This window comes from Halostagnicola bangensis, assembly GCF_054653435.1.
Genome location: NZ_BAAIGG010000002.1, coordinates 1,669,752 through 1,690,163 on the forward strand (window position 1 = coordinate 1,669,752; position 20,412 = coordinate 1,690,163).

General features: G+C 59.2%; 18 protein-coding genes. 9 read left to right on the plus strand and 9 right to left on the minus strand.

Translation table 11 applies throughout. The features are described 5' to 3' along the window. Positions 1-14: 14 nt before the first annotated feature. The gene (locus tag ACYQ14_RS09945) at positions 15-695 is read right to left on the minus strand and encodes a DUF5518 domain-containing protein (RefSeq protein WP_283836610.1); all 681 of its coding nucleotides are present in this window, start codon (positions 693-695) and stop codon (positions 15-17) included. Positions 696-782: 87 nt separating this feature from the next. Beyond that, positions 783-1,892 (minus strand): AI-2E family transporter, encoded by a 1,110-nt coding sequence (locus ACYQ14_RS09950; protein WP_459887606.1) that lies wholly within the window; start codon positions 1,890-1,892, stop codon positions 783-785. A gap of 90 nt (positions 1,893-1,982) precedes the next feature. On the opposite strand from ACYQ14_RS09950, the gene ACYQ14_RS09955 reads away from it, so the two are divergent. From ACYQ14_RS09955 to ACYQ14_RS09970, 4 genes are all read left to right on the plus strand, one after another. Further along, entirely contained in the window at positions 1,983-3,089 is a 1,107-nt protein-coding gene (locus tag ACYQ14_RS09955) for a thiamine ABC transporter substrate-binding protein (RefSeq protein WP_459887609.1), read from the plus strand. A 42-nt stretch (positions 3,090-3,131) separates the two neighbouring features. Then, positions 3,132-5,033, plus strand: a complete 1,902-nt coding sequence (locus tag ACYQ14_RS09960; protein ID WP_459890038.1) for an ABC transporter permease — start codon at positions 3,132-3,134, stop codon at positions 5,031-5,033. Further along, complete coding sequence (locus ACYQ14_RS09965) at positions 5,030-6,121, plus strand: ABC transporter ATP-binding protein (protein WP_459887612.1); 1,092 nt, start codon at positions 5,030-5,032, stop codon at positions 6,119-6,121. Before ACYQ14_RS09960 ends, ACYQ14_RS09965 begins: the two co-directional genes overlap by 4 nt. A 424-nt stretch (positions 6,122-6,545) precedes the next feature. Next, positions 6,546-6,857: a DUF7521 family protein gene (locus tag ACYQ14_RS09970; RefSeq protein WP_283836604.1), complete on the plus strand. Its 312-nt coding sequence runs from the start codon at positions 6,546-6,548 to the stop codon at positions 6,855-6,857. Positions 6,858-6,921: 64 nt separating this feature from the next. Here ACYQ14_RS09970 and ACYQ14_RS09975 read toward each other — a convergent pair whose 3' ends face one another. After that, positions 6,922-9,297, minus strand: a complete 2,376-nt coding sequence (locus ACYQ14_RS09975; RefSeq protein WP_459887614.1) for an ATP-dependent DNA helicase — start codon at positions 9,295-9,297, stop codon at positions 6,922-6,924. A gap of 274 nt (positions 9,298-9,571) precedes the next feature. Here ACYQ14_RS09975 and ACYQ14_RS09980 point away from each other — a divergent pair, with 274 nt between their 5' ends. Together ACYQ14_RS09980 and ACYQ14_RS09985 are read left to right on the plus strand one after the other, a co-directional pair. Continuing rightward, a complete protein-coding gene (locus ACYQ14_RS09980; protein WP_459887616.1) occupies positions 9,572-9,811 on the plus strand; it encodes a DUF7127 family protein in 240 nt (79 codons plus the stop codon). Positions 9,812-10,038: 227 nt separating this feature from the next. Continuing rightward, on the plus strand, positions 10,039-10,617 hold the full coding sequence (locus ACYQ14_RS09985) for a DUF1684 domain-containing protein (RefSeq protein ID WP_459887619.1): 579 nt from the start codon (positions 10,039-10,041) through the stop codon (positions 10,615-10,617). A gap of 213 nt (positions 10,618-10,830) precedes the next feature. Here ACYQ14_RS09985 and ACYQ14_RS09990 read toward each other — a convergent pair whose 3' ends face one another. Next, entirely contained in the window at positions 10,831-11,511 is a 681-nt protein-coding gene (locus ACYQ14_RS09990; protein ID WP_459887621.1) for a class I SAM-dependent methyltransferase, read from the minus strand. A gap of 218 nt (positions 11,512-11,729) precedes the next feature. On the opposite strand from ACYQ14_RS09990, the gene ACYQ14_RS09995 reads away from it, so the two are divergent. From ACYQ14_RS09995 to ACYQ14_RS10005, 3 genes are all read left to right on the plus strand, one after another. Next, positions 11,730-12,890, plus strand: coding sequence for an ABC transporter substrate-binding protein (locus tag ACYQ14_RS09995; protein ID WP_459887624.1), 1,161 nt, complete (start codon positions 11,730-11,732; stop codon positions 12,888-12,890). 339 nt (positions 12,891-13,229) lie between these two features. Then, positions 13,230-14,849, plus strand: coding sequence for an ABC transporter permease (locus ACYQ14_RS10000; protein WP_459887627.1), 1,620 nt, complete (start codon positions 13,230-13,232; stop codon positions 14,847-14,849). Between the two features lie 202 nt (positions 14,850-15,051). Next, the gene (locus ACYQ14_RS10005; RefSeq protein ID WP_459887629.1) at positions 15,052-15,630 is read left to right on the plus strand and encodes a DUF7090 family protein; all 579 of its coding nucleotides are present in this window, start codon (positions 15,052-15,054) and stop codon (positions 15,628-15,630) included. 146 nt (positions 15,631-15,776) lie between these two features. Here the strand turns inward: ACYQ14_RS10005 and ACYQ14_RS10010 are convergent, their stop codons facing one another. The 5 genes from ACYQ14_RS10010 to ACYQ14_RS10030 all read right to left on the minus strand — a co-directional run bounded on the left by ACYQ14_RS10010 (position 15,777) and on the right by ACYQ14_RS10030 (position 19,274). Next, complete coding sequence (locus tag ACYQ14_RS10010; protein WP_459887632.1) at positions 15,777-16,565, minus strand: DUF7089 family protein; 789 nt, start codon at positions 16,563-16,565, stop codon at positions 15,777-15,779. Further along, positions 16,565-16,654 (minus strand): hypothetical protein, encoded by a 90-nt coding sequence (locus ACYQ14_RS10015; protein ID WP_459887635.1) that lies wholly within the window; start codon positions 16,652-16,654, stop codon positions 16,565-16,567. Before ACYQ14_RS10015 ends, ACYQ14_RS10010 begins: the two co-directional genes overlap by 1 nt. 239 nt (positions 16,655-16,893) lie before the next feature. Continuing rightward, positions 16,894-18,219: an OapC/ArvC family zinc-ribbon domain-containing protein gene (locus ACYQ14_RS10020; protein ID WP_459887638.1), complete on the minus strand. Its 1,326-nt coding sequence runs from the start codon at positions 18,217-18,219 to the stop codon at positions 16,894-16,896. Next, positions 18,219-18,629 (minus strand): DUF2073 domain-containing protein, encoded by a 411-nt coding sequence (locus tag ACYQ14_RS10025; RefSeq protein ID WP_459887641.1) that lies wholly within the window; start codon positions 18,627-18,629, stop codon positions 18,219-18,221. The genes ACYQ14_RS10020 and ACYQ14_RS10025 overlap by 1 nt, the downstream gene beginning before the upstream one ends. A gap of 6 nt (positions 18,630-18,635) precedes the next feature. Further along, the gene (locus tag ACYQ14_RS10030; protein ID WP_283836589.1) at positions 18,636-19,274 is read right to left on the minus strand and encodes an Era-like GTP-binding protein; all 639 of its coding nucleotides are present in this window, start codon (positions 19,272-19,274) and stop codon (positions 18,636-18,638) included. Positions 19,275-20,412 lie beyond the last annotated feature (1,138 nt).

Below are 20,412 nucleotides of genomic sequence, written 5' to 3' on the forward strand. Positions count from 1 at the left end.
TAACTGGGCGTCGATCAGGTGTCGAATCGACCGTCGTCATCGTCTCGGGAATCGACTTCGTCGTTGGGCCTTCCGCTATCGCGGCGGTTCCCGACTCGATCATCGTCGGTATCCGTGTTGATCGGGGGCCGGTCTCGATCCCAGTAGGAGTCCGATTCGTGATCATCGACTCGGTCGCCGTCGGAGGGGCCGAATCCGTCGTCCTCGAGCGGGGCTTCGTCTGTCTCCGAACGGGTGCTAGTCGTAGCGTACTCGCCCTCGGACGAACGACTCGAGTCGCGGGGCGCGTTTTCGTACCCTATCGTTTCTCGTGCGGAGGCGTGTTGTTCGGGATACTCGCGCGCCAAATACGCGCCAAGCAGGCCGCCGAACACGGAGAGTCCGACGACGTAGACGAAAAAGCCGCCGGCGACGATACCAAGAAACAACAATCCGACAGCGGCTCCGCTCGCTGGCATTCCGGCCACGCCGAAGCCGACGCCAAATATCACGGCGAAGAACATCGCGATACCGGCCATCGGCAGGAACATGATCAGTCCCGAGAGCGCGCCGGAAATCGCACCATCGCGGCCGTCCGATCCCTCGAGAAATCCAGCGGCGGCACCGCCGAGAATCGTCGAAAACGGGATGAACGAGAAAACGACTGCGACGACCGCGCCGATAACCGCGTTCACGAGTGTCCGTCCGGAAACCATAGTCAGGTTCCTAGATGGCAGGTGCGGAGAAAAAGACATGGGATAGCGAAGACGACGGGAAGACCGGCAGACGAAAGCAACTTGGCCTCAACCGTTACCGGCAGGCCGAGACTCCGGATCGTCGGACGAGTCTTCAGATTGAGCGGGTTCTTTCGGTTCGAAGCCCGAGGCCTCGAGATCGGCGGTCTCCTCGACGATTTCGGTAAACGTTCGATCGCCGTTGACTTCGTCTCCGAGCAGGTCGACGGCTTCGACGAAGACAGCGACGATCAGCGGGCCGACGACGATACCGATCGGACCGAGCGTGAACAGGCCGCCGGTAAACCCGACGAAGTAGAGGCTTCCCGGCAGATTCGCGGATCGACGGGAGAAGTACGGCCGGACGCCCACGTCGGGGAACCACGCGATCAGCGCTACGCCGAGTACTCCTACGAGGATTCCGGCGACGAGTTCGCCGACCGCAACATGGTAGATCGCGATCGGGGCGATGAGCAGACTCGGCCCGATTATCGGCACGAACTGAAGGATCGCGGCGATCATCGCCAGGGTAAAGGCCATGTCGTATCCGAGCGCCCAGAACAGCGGGTAGCCGATGAGCAACGTTGCGACTGAGGTCGCGAGTTGCAACACGTAGATAGCATACAGGGTTTCCCGCGCGCGCTGGGCGAGCGCGTAGACGATGTCGCGGTACCCGTGTGGAACCGGTGCGATGGCCGCTCTCCCAGCCGCATCACCCTTACGGAGCAAGGCGAACAACAGGATGACAAACAGCGCGAACTTGATCGCGAGGACCGGCAAATCGGAAGCGAAGGCGATCGCGACGTCGCTCAGCCAGGAGAGAGCGAACGACTGCACTTCGCCCGCTTCGAGCGTGTACGTCTGGTCGTATACGTCGATCACGATTTCGGATGGAAGGCTTCGAACGAGCGCCTCGAGTTCCTCGAGACGGAGATAGAGCGTCAGGAAGATCGGCGAGAAGACAGCAAGAACGGTTACAAAGCCGAGCGTCGTCGCAGCGATGGCCGCCATGCGATCGGTGAGCCCTCGCCTGATAAGCCAGCCGTGGACTGGGATGAGAACGTATGCGACAGTCAGCGCGAACAAAATCGTCCCGAGCACGTCGAGTAAAATCGCTCCGGTGAGCACGCCGAGTATGGCAACGATTCCGGCGATAACGAGTCGGCGATTCGATGGCACAGATACACCTCACAGTCGATGCCTAAAGTCGTTCGGACCGCCGGAGCGCCGATCACGGCGTTTAAGACTACCGGGTGTCACAACCGAGTAATGCAACGACGTACGTTCGTTCGTGCCGTCGGCGGGGCCACAGCAACTGCGGGGATTGCCGGCTGTCTCACCCGAGAAAACGGCGAAAACGGAGAAAACGGAGAGGAGGACGAAGGTGAACTCAAGATCGCGACGTACTCATCGTTCGTCGAGGGGGAACTCGAGGACGGGGACTCGCCGGCCGAGTGGCTCAAAGAAGCGTTCGAGGAAGAGTACCCGGATACGGAAATCGATTGGACGGTCCCCGAAGAGGGACTCAACGTCTACATCCAGCAGGCCCAACAGGAGAGCGGCGTCGATGCGGACCTCTTTCTCGGCCTCAACGTCGACGATCTGGTCCATGTCGACGACAATCTCGACGAGCAGTTGTTCGAGTCGCTCGACCGAGACGAACTCGAGAACGCGAATCGGATTCGAGACGATATCGACTTCGGTGACCCGGACGACCGAGTGTTACCCTACGATACGGGATACATCAGTCTCGTCTACGACGAAAGCGCGGTCGAGACGCCCGAGACGTTCGACGATCTACTCGATTCGGAGTACGAAGACGAGTTCGTCGTCCAGAACGCACAGGACTCCGATCCGGGACAGGCGTTCTTGCTCTGGACGATCGACCAGTACGGCGAGGACGACTACCTCGACTACTGGCAGGATCTACAGGACAACGGCGTCATGGTTGGCGATAGCTGGACGGACACCTACTTCGGACCGTACGCGAACGAAGAGCGGTCGGTCATCGTCTCCTACTCGACCGATCAGGTCTTTCACGCGGGCGGCGACGATCCCGATCTCACCCGGAACCAGATCGCGTTTCTCGACGACCAGGGCTACGAGAACCACGAGGGGATGGCCGTCTTCGCCGACAGTACCAAGACCGAACTCGCGCACAACTTCATGGACTTCGTCCTCACGAGCGAGGCCCAGGCCGCGATCGCCGAAAAGAACGTCCAGTTTCCCGCGGTCGCGGACGAGTTCGTCGACCTCGACGAGAGCTTCTATGACTACGCCCACGAGCCCGAGGAGTCGGTTACGTTCACCTACGACGAACTCGACGGCAATCTGAACGACTGGGTCGACGACTGGGAACAGACGATCGTCCAATAACGGATCGTGACACCGAGCGACGAACACGACAGCGGTCGGAGTTTGATCGGGAAACAGCCCGTTCGTCGCTTCCTCGAGGATAGTACCGTCGCCGACTGGCTCGAGCGCCACGCGCTGAAACTGACGGCGCTCCTGTCCGCCGGCGTGCTCGCCGTAATGCTGTATTTTCCCGTCGGTATCGTGTTCGCGAACGCGGTCTTCGTCGACGGCGTTCCGACGCTCGAGCACTTCCGGGCCGTGCTGGCCGATCCGTTCTACTTCGGGTCGCTGGCGGCAGTCTTCGAGAACCCGCTCGCGATCGGGAGTCACCTCGGCACGCTCGTCGGCTGGCTCGGCGCGATTTCGATCTCGTTGTCCCTCGAGACGCCGCTTCCGGGCCTCGAGGTTCCGCTTCCCTGGGTTTCCGTTCAGACCCCCGGCGTTCGGGGCGGACTGTTCGGCTTTACCGCCTATCAGGCGGCGCTATCGACGATAGCGAGTTTGGTGCTCGGATTGCCGGCGGCGTACGTGCTCGCAAACTACGAGTTTCGGGGCCGACAAACGATTCGATCGCTGACGATCCTGCCGTTCGTCCTTCCCGGGATCATGGTCGCCGTCGGCTTTTACGCCATGTTCGGGCAGGCGGGAACGCTTAACTCGTTGCTCGGCGCAGTCGGGCTCGGACCGTACTCGTTCATGCAGTACAGTCCCCTCGCGATCGTTATCGTCGCCCACGCGTTCTACAACGCGCCGCTGATCGCCAGAATCACCGTCGCCGCGTGGGAGTCCGTGGATACGCGAACCGTCGAAACGGCCCGCAGTCTGGGGGCGAGTCGCCGCCGTGCGTTCCTCGACGTGGTCGTCCCGCAGTTGCTTCCGGCGGTGTTCACCGGCGCGCTGTTGACGTTCATCTTCACCTTCATGACCTTCCCGATCGTGCTCGCGCTGGGCGGCCTCGAACTGGCGACCGTCGAGGTCTGGATCTACGATCGAATGCGCCGCCTGAACTACGCCGAAGCCGCGACGCTTGCGATCCTCGAGACGATCCTCTCGCTTGGACTTACTTACGCCTATCTCAGGTACGAGTCCGCCCAGTCCGGGCTTTCACGGGCCGCGTCGTCACCCGGCAGAGAAAAGCTCTTTCCGGACCTTCGAACCGCACTATCCCCCAAACGGCTCGCCATCGTCGGCTACGGCGTCGTCGCGCTGGTCGTCTTCGTCGGGCCGATGGTGAGTCTCGTCATCGGAGGAGTTACCGACAGCAACGGTGTTACACTTCGGCACTACTCGTTCTTGCTCGAGCGTCAGATCGAGGGCGCGGATTTCCAGACTCAGCCGTATCCGGCGATTCGAAACTCGCTGCTGTTTGGTCTGGGAACGCTCCTGATCGCCGTTCCGATGGGCGTCATCGTGAGCGTGGTGACGGCTCGCGCCGGGCAAAGCGGGACGATCATCGACACACTCGCGATGGTGCCACTCGCCGTCAGCGGCGTCGTCTTCGGAATCGGGCTCCTCCAGGGACTCGTCTTCGGCATCTCGCTTCCGTTCGGCTGGCAGTTTCAGGTGACCGGGGCGGTCGCGATCGTCGTCGCACACGCCGTCGCCGCCTATCCATTCGTGACGCGAAACGTTTCACCGCTTCTGTCGAATCTCGACCCGGCGATGGTGGAATCCGCTCGCGCACTGGGCGCTTCACGAACCCGCGCTCTGCTCGATATCGAACTTCCGTTGATCGCCAGCGGGATCGTCGCCGGCGCGGCGTTCGCCTTTGCAATCTCGATCGGCGAGTTCTCTTCGACGGTGATTTTGGCCGGCGGCAGCGAGACGTACACGATGCCAGTCGCACTCGAGCGGTATCTGGGCCGCCGATCCGGCCCTGCGATCGCCATGGGGACGATCTTACTCCTCGTCACCGCCTCGAGTTTCGTCGTCATCGACCGCGTCGGCGGGAGGTTCGAGCGGTGACCGAACTCAGCCTCGAGGCCGTCTCTAAGCGGTACGGCTCGGGAGCCGGCGCGACAGAGGCCCTCGAGCAGGTCGATCTCGAGGTTCGAGACGGCGAGTTCTTCACGCTCGTCGGCCCCTCGGGCTGTGGCAAGACAACGACGCTCCGGACGATCGCCGGCTTCGAGGAGCCGACGACGGGAACGATCACTTTCGACGGCGAACCGATGACCGGAACCGACCCCGAGAACCGCGACGTCGGCGTCGTCTTCCAAAGTTACGCGCTCTTTCCGCACATGTCCGTCGGCGAAAACGTCGGCTACGGATTGCGGTTTCGGGACCCCCCTAACGGCACCTCGAGCGAGCAACGCATCGAAGAACTGCTCGAGTTGGTCGACCTCGAGGGCATGGGTGAGCGAGACCCGACACAGCTCTCGGGCGGGCAACGACAGCGCGTCGCCCTCGCTCGAGCGCTCGCGCCCGAGCCGAGCGTTCTCCTGCTCGACGAACCGATGAGCGCCCTCGATGCGCAACTTAGAGAGTCGCTTCGTAGGCAACTGAGCCGGATCCAGGAGACGCTGGATATCACGACCGTCTACGTGACTCACGATCAGGAAGAGGCACTCGCCGTTTCGGATCGTGTCGCCGTGATGAACGAGGGGAGAGTCGAGCAGGTCGGAACGCCCGAAACGATCTACCGAACGCCGGAAAGTCGGTTCGTCGCGGAGTTCATCGGCGACAACAACGTCTTCGAGGGGGAAATCCTCGAGAAGGGGCCCGAGAAGGCACAAGTTACAGTCAACGGGCGAACGTTTCGACTCCCGCCCTTGGACGGGGTCGATGACGGCTCGGTGCAAGACGGAAAAGCCGGGAACCGTGGCCGAGTAACGTTCTGCGTCCGTCCGGAACACCTCTCGCAAAGCGCGGAAACCAACAGATTTCCCGTGGACATCGAAACGAGCGAATTCCTCGGAACCACCGTTCGCGTCCACGGAAAATGGAACGGGATGTCGGTCGTCTTGCTCCTCGAGGAGGTTCCGGACGGCGACCTCACAGTCGGCTTCTCTCCCCGCGATTCAACCATCGTCAGACGAACCACGCAAGGCTGAAAATCGTAGTTCCAGAGGGAGAACCGTTTGTTCGGTCGGAAGACGGTGGATCGTCAGTCACCGATCGTCGACCACCCCGATCGAACATATTCGGGACTGTTCTTCAGGGTTGAGAACCGGAACGGGACTGAAGGAACTGACCACTACAGTTCTTTTCAACGCTGGCTGGTATCACGACCGAGGCCACGAATACGCCGTGACACCGAACGTGTCCCGTTGAACCGGTTGCGAGCCCGTGGATGCGATGGTCTTGCCAGAGCCACAAACGGGCCCGACGTTCCGATATTGCTGTTTCGGTCGTTCTACTGGTTGCCTCGTAGATCGTCTACTTTCGAATGTTCACCCAACACACACCGACAAACACGGCGACATCGTCGAACACATCAAAATCGACGACCGCTCTAAGAACCTACGAATCAAGTACATGAACGGATACACGGCGGTCATTATGATCGCAAACACTGCGACCTTCCTCACCGGCGGTGCAGTCGCGCTGCTTGCGTTTCGGGCGTACAGACGAACGAACGCTCCAGCACTCCGAGCCGTCACGATCGGGTTTTGCTGTATCATCGTCGGGTCGGTCCTCGGCGGACTCGCCCACTATCTCGAGGGGGACGTCGCGCTGGGCGTGGCCGTCCAGAGTTCGGCCACGGCGTTCGGTTTCGCGATCCTCCTGTACTCGTTGTACGCGGAGATGAGCGACTCGGCGTCCGGCTCGACGACAGTAATTCGATAAGCTGAACCCGGTGACCGAGCTGGCTATCGGTGTCAGCCCTCAAGCTGGCTACGACTCGAGTCGGTTACGACTCGAGCCGGCTTCGGAACCGCTCGAGACCGAGTTCGAGCATGTCGGGACTCACCGGCTGGAACTCCTCGTCGGCGGCGAGATACGATCGAACCGAATCCCAACTGTCCCGAGCGTAGCGTTCGTCGAGCAGGACGCGAACGCCGACGTCTTCGGGACTGCGGACCACCCGGCCGATCGCCTGTCGCGCTTTTCTAACTGCGGGAACGGTCAACGCGTACTCGAATCCATCGCCGAACTCGTCGTCGTAGGCGCGGCGAACGGCCTTCGTCCGCGGGCTCGAGGTGTTGACGATGGGGACGCCACAGACGACCGCTGCCGAGAGCCGATCACCGCGATAATCGACCCCCTCGGTGAGCGTTCCCCGCAAACTCGTGACCAGTACCTTTCCCTCGCCCGAGAAGAATTCGTCTTTGAGCGACTGGGTCGTGTCGTCGCTGCTGGAGGCGTCCACGAGGACGGGTTTGGCGATTCGATCCTCGAGCGCTCCCGCCGCCCACTCCGCCTCGGCGTAACTGGGCATCCCGACGAGGACGTTACCGGGAAGGTCGGCGACCTGCTCGAGCGCGTCGACGTAGCTCCTACGGGTCGGGTTTTCTTCGCCAGCGCGACCTCTGTTCTCGTAGGTGAATTTCGGCGCGGCGACCGCGAAGCTCTCGCGGTTTTCCGCCGGAAAATGTAACCCGTACTGGCGCTTCGTGACCGGCCGATCTTCCTCGCGTTCGAGGTACTCGAGGCCCGCCACCTCGGTGAAGGCGTCCATCGGCTCGAGGGTCGCGCTCATGAGCACGCCGCCGCCGAATGTCGAGAGCTGCGAGCCGATCGCATCGCTCGGAACGCAGTTGTGTAAGGCGAGTTGAGCGGTGTAGGCCCGCCGCCACGAATCGTCGGGCTCCATCTCGTTCCACGTCCGCTCGAGTTCGATCTCCCTGAAGTAGTCGGTGTGCCCGCGGCGGTACCACTCGCCGAGGAGACGACCGGCGGCGGGCATCGAGCGGGTTCGGTCCTCGTCCTCCGCGGAATTCAAAATTCGTTCGACGATCGCGCCGACCGCCTCCGCCCGAACCCAGACCGAATCGCTGTATCCCGCTCGAGACGCCCATTCGCTAATCTCGTCCTCTGAGGGTTCGGCGGGGTCTCGAAGCGGTATCTCGTCATCTTCGAGCTGTGTCAGATCCGCCTTCCAGTTTCCGTACTCCTTCTCGAGGTGGGCCTCCACGCGTCGCTCGAGTTCGCCCCGAAGATCCTGCACGAACTCGAGGGTCTTCTCGAGTTCCTCGTAGGAAACGTCGCTATCGGCGAGTTCCCCCCGAACGAGATCCGCGTCTGCGGTCTTGGACCCACCCTCGGTTTCTCTCCCCTGTCGTTCGTGCCGGACCGGCTGGATCACGCGCGAGAGTTCCGTCTCCGCATCTCGTAGCGTCCTGTCGGCCACCCCGTCGCTGACGAGGTTTCGAACGCGGGGCTCGAGCATGTGAGCTTCGTCGCAGACGACGAACGTTGAGTCGTCGAGCAACGCGCCGGTAAACGAAGAGGTCGTCGTCGGATCGAACGCGTGGTAGTAGTTCCCGATCACGACCTCGACGTGGCCGAGTACGGCCCCCATCACCGAGTGTGGACAGGTTCCGTGGCTGGCGGAGAGGCCGACGAGGTCTTCGGGCGTGACGAGTCCCGTCTCGGTGAAATCGAACGGAACCGCTTCGGCGGCGTCGCCGTCGCTCCCTTCGTCGGGAAGATCCTCGAGGTACTGCGCGTAGAACGGACAGTACTCGACCTCGCTTCCGGCCGGCCCGCCGTCGTCGTACTCGGGGAGATCGGGGGGATAAGGAGTCGCTTCGCCTGCGGTCTCGAGGAAGTTGGTCGAGCCGCCTCGAGAGCCGCTGTCGGCGAGCCCGATCTGTTGACTTCGCGCGCGAGAGGCGAGATTACCCGCCGTCGTCGAGCCGCCTTCGCCCGTGAGTGCTCGCGTACGGTCGCGAAGTGTCTCACACCGATCGTAGACGTTGCCATCGTCGATTCCCGCCTTTCCCTCGCGGTTGTAGGGACAGACGTCCGCCTTCCCGACGAGCGTGAGTCCGGAGACAGGGTCCCAGTCGGACGGGAGATTCGCGTTGATCGTCTCTAAATCCTCTTCGAACTGGTGGAGTTGCTGTTTGACGCTCGTGAGGACGAACACGCGCTCGTACTCGCTGTCGGGATCGCGAACGAGGTCGATCCCTGCAGTGAGCGCGATCATCGTCTTGCCGGTGCCACAGGCCCCCTCGATCACGGTATAGCCGCCGTCGCGTGCGGTTTCGATGGCTGACTCGATACCGTCGACCTGCTCGTCGTAGGGAGTCGGATGGCCGAACACCGAGCGCCAATTCGTCATGCTGTGCGTATTCATCGTCGGTCAGCCATATCCTTGACGGACCTCGATTGGTCCGGCTTCCGGGATAAACCCTGGCCCGCTGATCGCTCGGTTGCGTGACTACAGTCTCGATCTACGTTCGACCGCTATTTTGCCACGGTTCGACTGCAAGCCAGCCGAAATTCGACTCGAGGAATGTTGAATATAGTCAGGCGTCCACGATGAATCCTCGGGAAGAATTTCATATTGATACTGCCAGCGTGGGGCTTACACGTGTTGGTCACCTAAGAAAGGTATGAGAGTCCCGAAACAACTACGAGACGTCGACCGACACGGAGCCACCGTTCGGACCTACAACTACGACGACAGCGGCGTTATCGTGGTCGACTTCGGTGCGACGGCCAGCGATATCACAGTCGACGTGGTCGACGGCACGGCGATCGTCGTCACGGACGACGAACAGTTCGAATTCGAACTGCCAGCTGACGCGAGCGAGGTTTCCGTGAACAACGGAATCCTCACGATCACCGAATAGCGCTCCACCATACCATCGCATCACTGGCTACCCATTATTGCCACCCCGTCACTGGCTACCCATTACTAGCCACCCCGTCACTGACCACCCATTATTAGCCACCCCGTCACTGACCACCTCGATCAGTAGTCCTCGCACAATCGAATTTCGGTGTCGGTGATCGAATCGATCGTGTAGATGCGCTCCGAAACCACAACCCACTCGAGTGCTCGGCCACTACGATCGCCATGAGCGATTCGTTCGACGTCGAGACCTGGCGCTCGGAGCTCGAGGAAAAGCGCGCCGAAAAAGACGAGTTCTTCGCCGACCATCCACAGTCGCCGATCCCCCCGGAAGAGCGCGAGGAGTTTTCCGGCCTCGAGTACTTTGAGCCGGACTCGGACTATCGCGTGGACGCGACCGTCACCGTCCACGACGATCCCGAACCCGTCACGATGGATACGACCACGGGTCGAGAGGTCAGATACCTCCGAGTCGTGACGCTCTCGTTTGACCTCGAGCGAGCGGATCCGGAGCTAGCCGATGGGACCTACGAACTGGCGGCGTATCAGATGGAGCGGCCCGAAGAGGAACCCCTATTTATTCCGTTTCGGGACAAAACAACCGGACAGCAGACCTACAAGGGCGGTCGGTACATGGAACTCTCGCCGGAGAGAGACGTGGCGGATGGCGACGACATCGTTCTAGATCTGAATCTCGCGTACACGCCGTTCTGTGCCTACAGTGAGACCTTTGACTGCCCGCTACCGCCGGAAGAGAACTGGCTCGAAGTAACGGTTCCAGCGGGCGAACGGTTCGAGCAATAGCGCATCCGAAACGGGAGATTCAAGTTTCGAGAACGGTGGCATCTCGAAAAGAGGACGGTTTCGACTCGAGCGCGATCGAAGTGAGAGGAAAGCAACGAGCCGTAACCGGGGGATGCGAGTGGTTTTCAATCGGTCTCGAGTGGAAATTAGGGGGTTCGGAACTGGTCGGCATTCTCGCCGGCCACGAGCTGAAAAACGACGGCACTGGGCCGATCAGGGCGAGACGCCGACAGTAAGGAGGGTTCCATACTCTCGATACCGTTCGACCATCTCCTCGCGCGTCTCCCAGTCATCCGTCGGGAATTCGGCTTCGTGCGGGATCGTGGTCTCGCGGTCGGGGATGTTGTCCTGTTCGGCGACGTGAAGGCCCGCGTTTCGGAAGGCGCTTCGGTACTGCTCGCGGTCCCACCGTGTCATCTCGACGGAGATGAACTCCTGCCACTCGTGAGAGTGAACGTTCTCCTCATAATAGTTGACCGCACAGTAGAAGGTCCCACCGGGTGCGAGGACTCGAGCGATCTCCTCGAGGGTCTCGTGGGGGTCCGCCGCGTAATAAAATGCTTCCATCGACCAGACGTGATCGATCGAGTCGGTCTCGAACGGCAGCGAGCCGAAGTCGCCGACGACGTAGCCGACCTGTGAATCGTCCGTGTAGTCCGCGGCGTTGCGGGCCATCTCCGGCGAGCCGTCGAGTCCGTAGACGCGGCCCGCGCCGTTGGTGTCGCGGATCGCCCGACCCGCGTATCCGCTTCCGCAGCCGAGGTCGAGGACGGTGTCGCCGGCTTCGACCGGCATTCTCGCAAGCGCGTGCTTTGCGGTGTGCCAGTGGCGATCCTCCATCCCTTTGTCACGACCGGCCGTCGCCCACTCGTCGAACTCCTCGCGAACGCTCATGTGGGCGCTATTGTGCCGCGGGAGACAAAACGCGTTCGCATGACCGATACACTTTTTAGGATAGCCTAAATTAGTAGAGACAGAGAGGTTTAGGCTGGCCGAAACCCCTGGGCATCGGGTTGAGACCGGCTTATAGCGATAGCTGTCCCACCTCTCGCCCCATTTCTCCGAAACACAATCGGAAGGTATTAGTGTTTTAGGTCAGCCTAAAACTAAATATGCAAGAACGCAACAGCAACCGATCGACTCGAACGCCGACTGGACGACGACGATTCCTCGCCATTACAGGCATCTCAGCAGCCGGCGTTGCAGGCCTCGCAGGATGTCTCGGAGACGATGACGACGTCACCCCGATCGCGGAATCCGAACCGCTATCGGAGTCCGTCGACTCAACTGCCATCAAATGGGACGACCTCGGCGACCTCGAGGGGGAAATCGACATCTACTCCGGCCGAACACGCGACCAGATCCATCCGGTGTTCGAGGCCCTCGAAGACGAGTACGATGATCTCACCGTCAACGTCGATTACGACGATAACGACGTACACGTGAACCAGCTCATTCAGGAAGGTGACGCTGCGGGAGCGGACCTGATGTATTCGCAGGATCCCGGCGCGCTCGGCGAACTCGAGCGAGAAGGCGCTGTACAAGAGCTTCCGGAGGACATCGTCGAGGCCGTTCCCGAAAGCTACCGCGACCCGAACGGGTACTGGACCGGCGTGACCGGTCGCGTGCGCTCGATTCAGTACAACAGCGAACGCTGGGACGGCGACGAAGACGACTTCCCGACCGACATCATGGAGTTCGCGACCGACGATCGGTTCGAAGGGATCATCTCGACGCGGCCTAACTCGGGGACCTTCCGCGGCTTTATTCAGGCGATGGTCGAACGCAAAGGCGAAGACGAAACCCGTGAGTGGGTTCGGGCGATGGTCGAAGATCAGGACATCCAGCTCTTCTCGGGCGGATCCGATCAAGCCGAGGCTGTCAACACTGGCGGTGACGACGATCCGATCGTCGGCCTCGGAAACAGCTACTACGCCGCACGTATTCTCAACGAAGATCCCGACGCACCGATCAGAGCGACGTTTACCGAAGAAGACGCCGGCTGTCTGTTCAGCGTCGCAGGCGTCGCCGCGACGAACAACGTCGGCGATCCCGAACTCGTGGCAGAGTTCATCCGTCACCTCATCGCCGCCGAAGGACAGGAATTCATGATGGAAGCGAACGGAGAGTACCCCGTCGTCGAAGGGGTCGAGTACGTCGGCGACCTCCCGAACCTCGAGGAGATCAACCCGCCGGAGTTCGACCTCAGCGAGTTCGACATGGACCTCCAAGAAGCAGGCGACCTCCTCGAAGAAGAGGGAATGACGGTCTAAGACCACTCTCTACTGGAACCTCACCTACTGGAACCTTACTTTCCACCGGAACCCCATTCTTCCATTTCCACCGGAACCCCATTCTTCCCCTTCCACCGGAACTCCATTCTTCCCCTTCGCCGAGACCTCATTATTTCTCTTCTACCGAAACCTCATTCCTCCTCTTCCACCGGAACCTCATTCTTTCTATTTTCTCATAGTTTATTGATCCTCATGGTTTATTGAATTTTGAATCCGTTCAGCTGTCCACCTCGGGACGCTTCGGGGCATTTAGGTAGACCTAGCTCAAACGAACGAGTAAGAGTCGCGGCCCCTCAGCGAACAGATCAGACGTCCATAATGAAATCACTCACGAACTATTTCGATTTTTCACGTCGACTCGAGCCGATTCTCGAGCGTCTCGGTGAGACCGACCGTTCGATGGTCGCGCTAGGAACGGCGAGTGCCATCGTTGCATTCCTCGTCGTCTCACCGATGTTCTGGCTGGTCTGGCAGGCGACGACGGTCGAGCCGTCACGAGCCTATGGGCTCATCGTCTCCTCGCAGACGGCGTGGGTGACGGCAAACAGCGTCGGACTGATGGCCCTGGTCACCCTGTTTTCGATTCTACTCGGCGTTCCGCTCGCCGTTCTGACGACTCGGACTGACCTTCCGTACCCGCACTTCTGGACCATCGTCGCCGCACTGCCACTCGTTATCCCGAGCTATATCGGCGCGATCGCGTTTACCGGCATGTTCGGCTCCGGCGGGGAAGTCGACTCGGTGTTCGGAATGACGCTTCCGCCCGTTGACGGACTTTCCGGAGCGGTATTTATCATCACGCTGTATACGTACCCCTACGTTTTCCTGACGACTCGAGCCGCGTTACTGTCGATGGATAGCTCGATCGTCGACGCCGCTCGGACGCTCAACGCCGGGCCGTTCGAAGCGTTCCGCCGCGTTACATTACCCCAGATACGACCGGGAATCGCCGCCGGCGCATTGCTCGCCGGTCTCTACGCGATATCCGACTTCGGGACGCCGGCGTTCATGCAAGCGAACGTCTTCACGAGTTCGATCTACTGGGAGTTCAGTAATTTTGCCGTCGAATACGCCGCGTTGCTCGCGTTGCAACTGGTCGCGATCGTTGCCATCGTTCTGGTCATCGAGGCTGGCATCGGGCAAGACGAAGACGCCGCCGGGGGTCCGGGGCAGGGTAGCAAGATGCGACTCGGCCACTGGAAGTGGCCGGCAATGGGCTTCGTTTCGACGATCGGAATCGTCACCCTCGTCGTCCCCGTCGCCATTTTCACGAACTGGCTCATCCGCAGTCAGGGCGATCCGATCCCGTCACTCGAGTTCGAGTGGGGGTACGCGTTCAATTCGGTCTATCTCGCCCTGTTGGCCGCACTGGTCGCCTGCCTGTTCGCACTCCCCGTGGCCTACTACTCCGGTCGGGCCAACTCGCTCGTCTCGCGGATTCTCGAGCGAGCAACCTACATCGGATTCGCCGTTCCTGGCGTCGTTATCGGACTCGCACTGGTGTTCTTGGGAACCAGAACCTTACCCTCATTTTACAGGCAAGGAGTCTGGTTGCTCGTCTTCGCGTACGTCGTCCGCTTCCTGCCACAGGCGGTCGGGACCGTTCGATCGTCCGTCCTTCAGGTCGACGAAAAGACCATCGAGGCCGCTCGGACGCTCAACGCCGGCCCACTCGAGACCTTCCGGCGCGTCACATTGCCGTTCATTATGCCCGGCGTGATCGCCGGTGGGATCCTCGTCTTCCTGACGACAATGAAGGAGTTACCGGTAACGTTGATGCTCCAACCCGTCGGAATGGATACGCTGGTCTCTATCGTCTGGGATGCACAGGACGCGATCGCCTACCGATACGCGGCCGTTCCGGCCCTCCTTTTGATCCTCATCTCAGGACTCTCGATGGTTATCTTGCTCCGGCAGGAAGGCGGAGACATCAGTTGAAACGGTCAGGATAACGGTTGAATCAGATAGATCGAGAGTCGCCCCACAGATGATCTGAGCCAGAGTATAAAGCGAATCTGAGGAGAGATCATATCGAGGGTACCTCATAACGGCAAAGATGGTAGATGACCCACCGTCGTAGGGGGCTGTATCTCGAGATATCCGCACGCTTAAGTCGATCCCGAAAGTTGATATCCTCAATATGGAGTACTCGCTCGAGATCGATGACACCCCGGAAACGGTACCAGGTGGAACTGGAATACTTCTTCTCCATCCAAGCACAGGCGAAACCGACCGCATCGATACGGAATTCTTCAAAACGGATACCGACCACTTCCTCGTCGTTTCCACTCGAACCACCGCTCGAGAGGTGAGACAGAAACTCGAGTACTACGATGTCGACGAGGAATCCGCCGAGATACTCGACACGCTGAGCATCGAACGCGGCTACTCACGCCGCTCGAGCGATACCGTCCATTACGTGAGCGCACCGGACAACATCGACGGAATCCTCGAGCACATTGACGGCTTTCTCGATGCACACGACGGCAAACTCCGGATCAGCTTCGATTCGGTCACGGAACTCGCTTACTACGCCGACGACGAAGCCGCCCTCGAGGCCGTCGAAAAGATTCTCGGACTACTCGAAGAATACGATGCGATCGGGCTCTTTCACCTCTCCGAGGAAGTCCACGACGACGACATCGTCGACGAGTTCCGCGAACTCTTCGACGGCGTGATCGATCTCGACGAGGATGGAACCGTCGCGACGGAGTTCTAACTCGAGCGTAACGTATCGGTTCGTATACTCAGATTGATCGCGTCAGCTGCGGTTCGTCCTCGAGTGCTTTGTTACGGTTCGTCCTCAAGCGCTTTATTACGGTTCGTCCTCGAGTGCTTTGTTACGGTTCGTCCTCAAGCGCTTTATTACGGTTCGTCCTCGAGTGCGTCGAACGTCTTTTTGACCCACTGAATCCCGTACTCGGGACCGTGATCTCGGTAGGCCTCCGTTTCGAGTGCGCCGAACGGCGCTGGGAGTTCGATTGCGTGTTTGATGGCGGCACATGCGAGTTCCGTCGCATCGGCGAAGTCCGTTTCCCCGCGCGCAACCGCCCGTGGGAGTTCGCCCACTCGTTCCTCGAGACTCGAGCCGGCGTCTTGCCACGCCTCGGCGAGTTCAGGGTGGTCGCCGTGCCAGTCGGCGAACTCTTGGCGGGTTTGCAGTCCCGTCCAGCCGTCAAACAGCGCCGCTGCGATCTGGTACGTCGAGTTCGGGTCGAGCGGCGTCGCAGCTGCCAGTTCGGGATACCGCTCCTCGAAGAATCCCAGGAAGTGCTCCGGAATCCCCAGAGAGAGTTCGACGAGCGCCTCTGCGAGCAAGAAATCGATGAATTCGTCCGGAGAGCCCCCGACTCGAGGCTTGACGAGGACGACCGGCGGATCGGTCTGTCGAGTCCAGGCGACGCTTCCGTCTCCCGGCATTCCGATGGTGAACTCGCCGCCTGCATACCGACTCAATAGCGTCGGGGCATCATCGGGAAGCCACGACGCGGGATAAGTCGCCGGCTCGAGCGAATCGACGACGAGCCCGAGATCCTCAGCTTGCGCTGGTGGAAGCGTTTCGAAATCCTGGTTGCAATCGAAAACGAGGGTGTCTGGTGCATATTCATCTCGAACGTCTTCGACCGGCCTTGAGAGGGAACGATCCTCGAACATCAGACGAAGACGGTCTGAAAGACGAGCAGGATCGACAGCAGGGCCGACACGGTGACCGTGGTGAGAACGATCTTGGTTGCAGTACTCATACAGGAGTCGTCTCGGTCACGTTGCTTAAATCCATCTTTCTCCAGTGAATTCGCCAGAAACGTTCGACCACCGGAAAAACGTTCGACCACCGGAACTCAGACGAACACGCGGACTCTCGAGTGGAAATATTCCCCAGTGGAGGAGACTGTGGATATAGATCCTATCGAACGGAAATGAGAGGAAAATACAGTCGAACGAACCCCCACCGTTTCGACTGGAACCGCAACCAAAGGCATTCCTACTCTTCGTTACCGTCTCGCCACGAATCCGGGACATCGATGACGTATCGGCCGTCTTCCTGAAGTGAGATGATGTACTCTTCGCGGTTGTAAAGTTCCATCAAATTCAGCTCGTACTGGCCCGGTTTGAGAATTTTGATACTCTCGAACTGCTCGTTGAGTTCCGCCCGGAGATCCTCGAGCGAGGGTTGTTCCCCCGTCGGTTCGCTCACGACGCGACCGTGATCCGGTGCGGTCGCATCCTCGATTGGCGCTGTCGAATCCGGGAGTTCGTCCGATTGAACGACATCGCTTCTGGCACTTGCCTGTGCGGTATCCTCGCTCTCGGTAAGTTCGGTTTCGGCTCGTTCGGTACCAGTTCGGTCGGGTTCGGCACGAACTGAATCGGTCCCTTCGGATTCGGGACGTTTGGGATCGGTTGGTTCGGAATCGATCGGTTCGGAATCAGTTGGTTCGGGATTTGCCGGTTCGGATTCGGCTTGTCTGGAACCGGTCCGTTCGGTGGCCGAACCCGCAGTTTTGCGATTAGATTTCGAGGACGTGGACGAGGAGAGAGATTCTCCGGATGGGGTGTCGGTCGGTGCGGAGGATCGGCGCTCGTTCCGGCCTGTAGTAACAGTTGAATCGGTCGAATCGTTACCCTCGAGATCAGAATCCGCGGTGGATCGGTCCTCGGGCGGTCGAGCGGAGTCCGGCCACTCCGGAAACTCACCGCTCGAGGACGGAACGTTGTCGCTATCGCTCGCAGTCGTCCAGTCGGAAACTCTGTTCTGAACCGGCTCTTCGAAGCCATCACCGTGATCTGTTTCGTCGCGCGTAGCGGACGAACTTCCAGCGCCCTGAGTTGGCGAATTTTCAGCGTCCTGAGTTGGCGAACTTCCAGTGTCCTGGGTTGGCAAATTTTCAGCGTCCTGAGTTGGCGAACTTCCAGTGTCCTGGGTGGACGAGTTCTCGGCAGTGGTTGGCTGTGATTCGGTACCGGGCGTAGACTGTGGTTCAGTACCGTGTTGAGGAGTCTCCGGACCGGTCTCTGACTGTTCTGGGACGTCGCCGGCACTTTCAGATTTGTCAGCAGGATTCGTATCAGTGGACACGAAATCACGAACCGTTTCGGCCGCTCGAGCGGCGACGCTATCGGCCGACTCTTTCGACGGCGGATCAGGAGGTGTACTCGAGTCGTCCGGCTTGACACCAGATGCGTCTCCTCGAGCCGTCGACGAGGGGGCAAACTGGAACTTGTTGCCGCCACAGTTTGGACAGCCAGAGAGCATTTCTTTCGAGCCGTCGGGAAACGTGCGGCCGCAGTTCGTACACTGATGTGGCATTAGTTACGGCTGACGAGCGCGCTGATGAGCGTTTCGTCCTTGTGAAGTGTCTCGATCTGGTTTGCCGGACCGATAACGGTGAGTTTCTTCGTCGACTCGTTGTTACCCATAATTCGACCGAGGATCGACGAGTTACCCGTACTCGACTTTGGATAGGTTTCGATCTCGATACCGTTGAACTCGTCGGGGCTGATTTCGGCCATCGTCACCTCGATGAGGCGACTCTCCTCGTCGGGCGAGAGACCTTCCTCGAGAATCACGATGTTGCCGTCGTGAACGCCGTCGAGAATCATCCGGATCTTCTCCATGCTTGCCATCCCATCCATTCGTTCGCCACTGATGAGATCGATCTGCACACCGTCGGGGCTCTCCGGTCCATCTCCATCGTCTGCGTTCGTTGCTTTCGGCATCTCAGGTCACCCGAAGTACTCCGCGATGTTTTCGTATACTTCGTCCATGTTGTCGCCTTCTTTCGCCGACAACGGGACGGTCTTGTGCTGTGGGAACGCATCCTCGATACGCTTGACACTCGCATCGTCCAGATCGATCTTGTTGGCGAAGATAAGGACGGGAAGGTCGCGCGATTCGATGATCCCGATTAACATCGTGTTGACCTGCGTGATCGGGTCTTCGGCGCTGTCGAGCACGTAAATGACCCCGTCGACATCTTCGCGAAGCCAGTGCATGGCTTCGGCGACACCTTCCGTCGCTTCTCGCGAGCGACGGATCGCATCGTCTTCTTCCATCTCACCGGTGAACTCTTCGTAGTCCACTTTGGTCGTGACACCGGGAGTGTCAACGATATCGATGGTGACTGACTTTCCGTTGCGCTCGATTTCCACGCCTTCTTTTCTTCGCGCGCGCCGCGTTTCGTGTGGAATGTGACTTTCCGTCCCGATTGCGTCACCTGTCCAGTCTCGAGCGATGCGATTCGCTAACGTCGTTTTCCCGGCGTTCGGCGGCCCGTAGATTCCAATCCGCTTTGGCTCCTGTTCGGAAAACAGCCGATCCGTAGCGCGAGAGATACTATCTTTAAGTCCTTTTAACAGTCCCATCCTAGGGGGCCTCCAGCACCATATGGGTGCATCTGCGCGTACTACGGAACTGTACTCACTTAAGCCTACGTCAGACGTATTTACTATTCAATAAGAAAGAACGTCAATCAAATGAATGGATAGGCATTGTATGAATGGACGAGATGACACTGACTGGGGAAGTGAAGTACAGATAATGAGTAGCAACTGAAGATAATGAGTAGCAACTGAAGATAATGAGTAGCAACTGAAGATCGTGGATGGGAGCTACAGACAATGGGTAGAGAGTACAGATGAAGTGGCGGAAAGTACAGTTGACCCGGTAAGCAAGAGTACCCAGTCGAAAGAGAGGTAACTGAGATTAGGATCAATAGCCGTCGAGCAGAAGTTTTGGGAGAGTCCCAATTCCGAAACCACGAAAACGGAGGATAGAGAGTGAACCGAGCATAATTGTTTCTCTCGAGTGTCAGGATCAATTGTGCGTACTAGAACCATACTAGTATACACGGGCCATTCCCCCACCCCCTTGTTTCGAGTGGAGATGGCGAAAAGAGGGGGGTCGATGAATTTCGGTTTGGAGGGATTTTGCGGGAAAAGAGACGAGAGAAGTCAGAAAAGAGGAGTAGAAGACGTCTCGAGGGTATACGAGAGGGTTGAACGGTTCTAGTAAGTGAACGGCTATAGAGGAGCAGTTCTAGTAATGACTAGGATTACTTAATCTAACTCTAGTAAAACAATGCTTTTGCTAGTTCTGCGGATACTGTTTCCTGACCATAGACATAAAACTTCCCGTTCTAGAATCCTCCCCTCCCCCACCCCCTCTCGTAACGCTCTCCACTCGAAACAAAGGGGTGGGGGTCAATGACAAATCATGCTACCGTCCCACACGTTCCTTTCGTTCACACTCTTCCGGTTTTTCTGGTCCTTCCTGATCTTTCTCTCTGTAATCATTTCTCTCTGTGGAGTCACTACGGCGGATGAAATCGCTACAGGGATCGGACCACGGCCAATTGTAGTACACCCAAATCACAAGTCGCTACATTCGTGCGGAACTTCCAGCTACTCCGCTCTGATCAGCGATGCTGATTTGGTCCGCCCATCCCCGATTCTGACGACTTATTTCGCTCCATATCCTCACTCCATATATATTATTTATGCG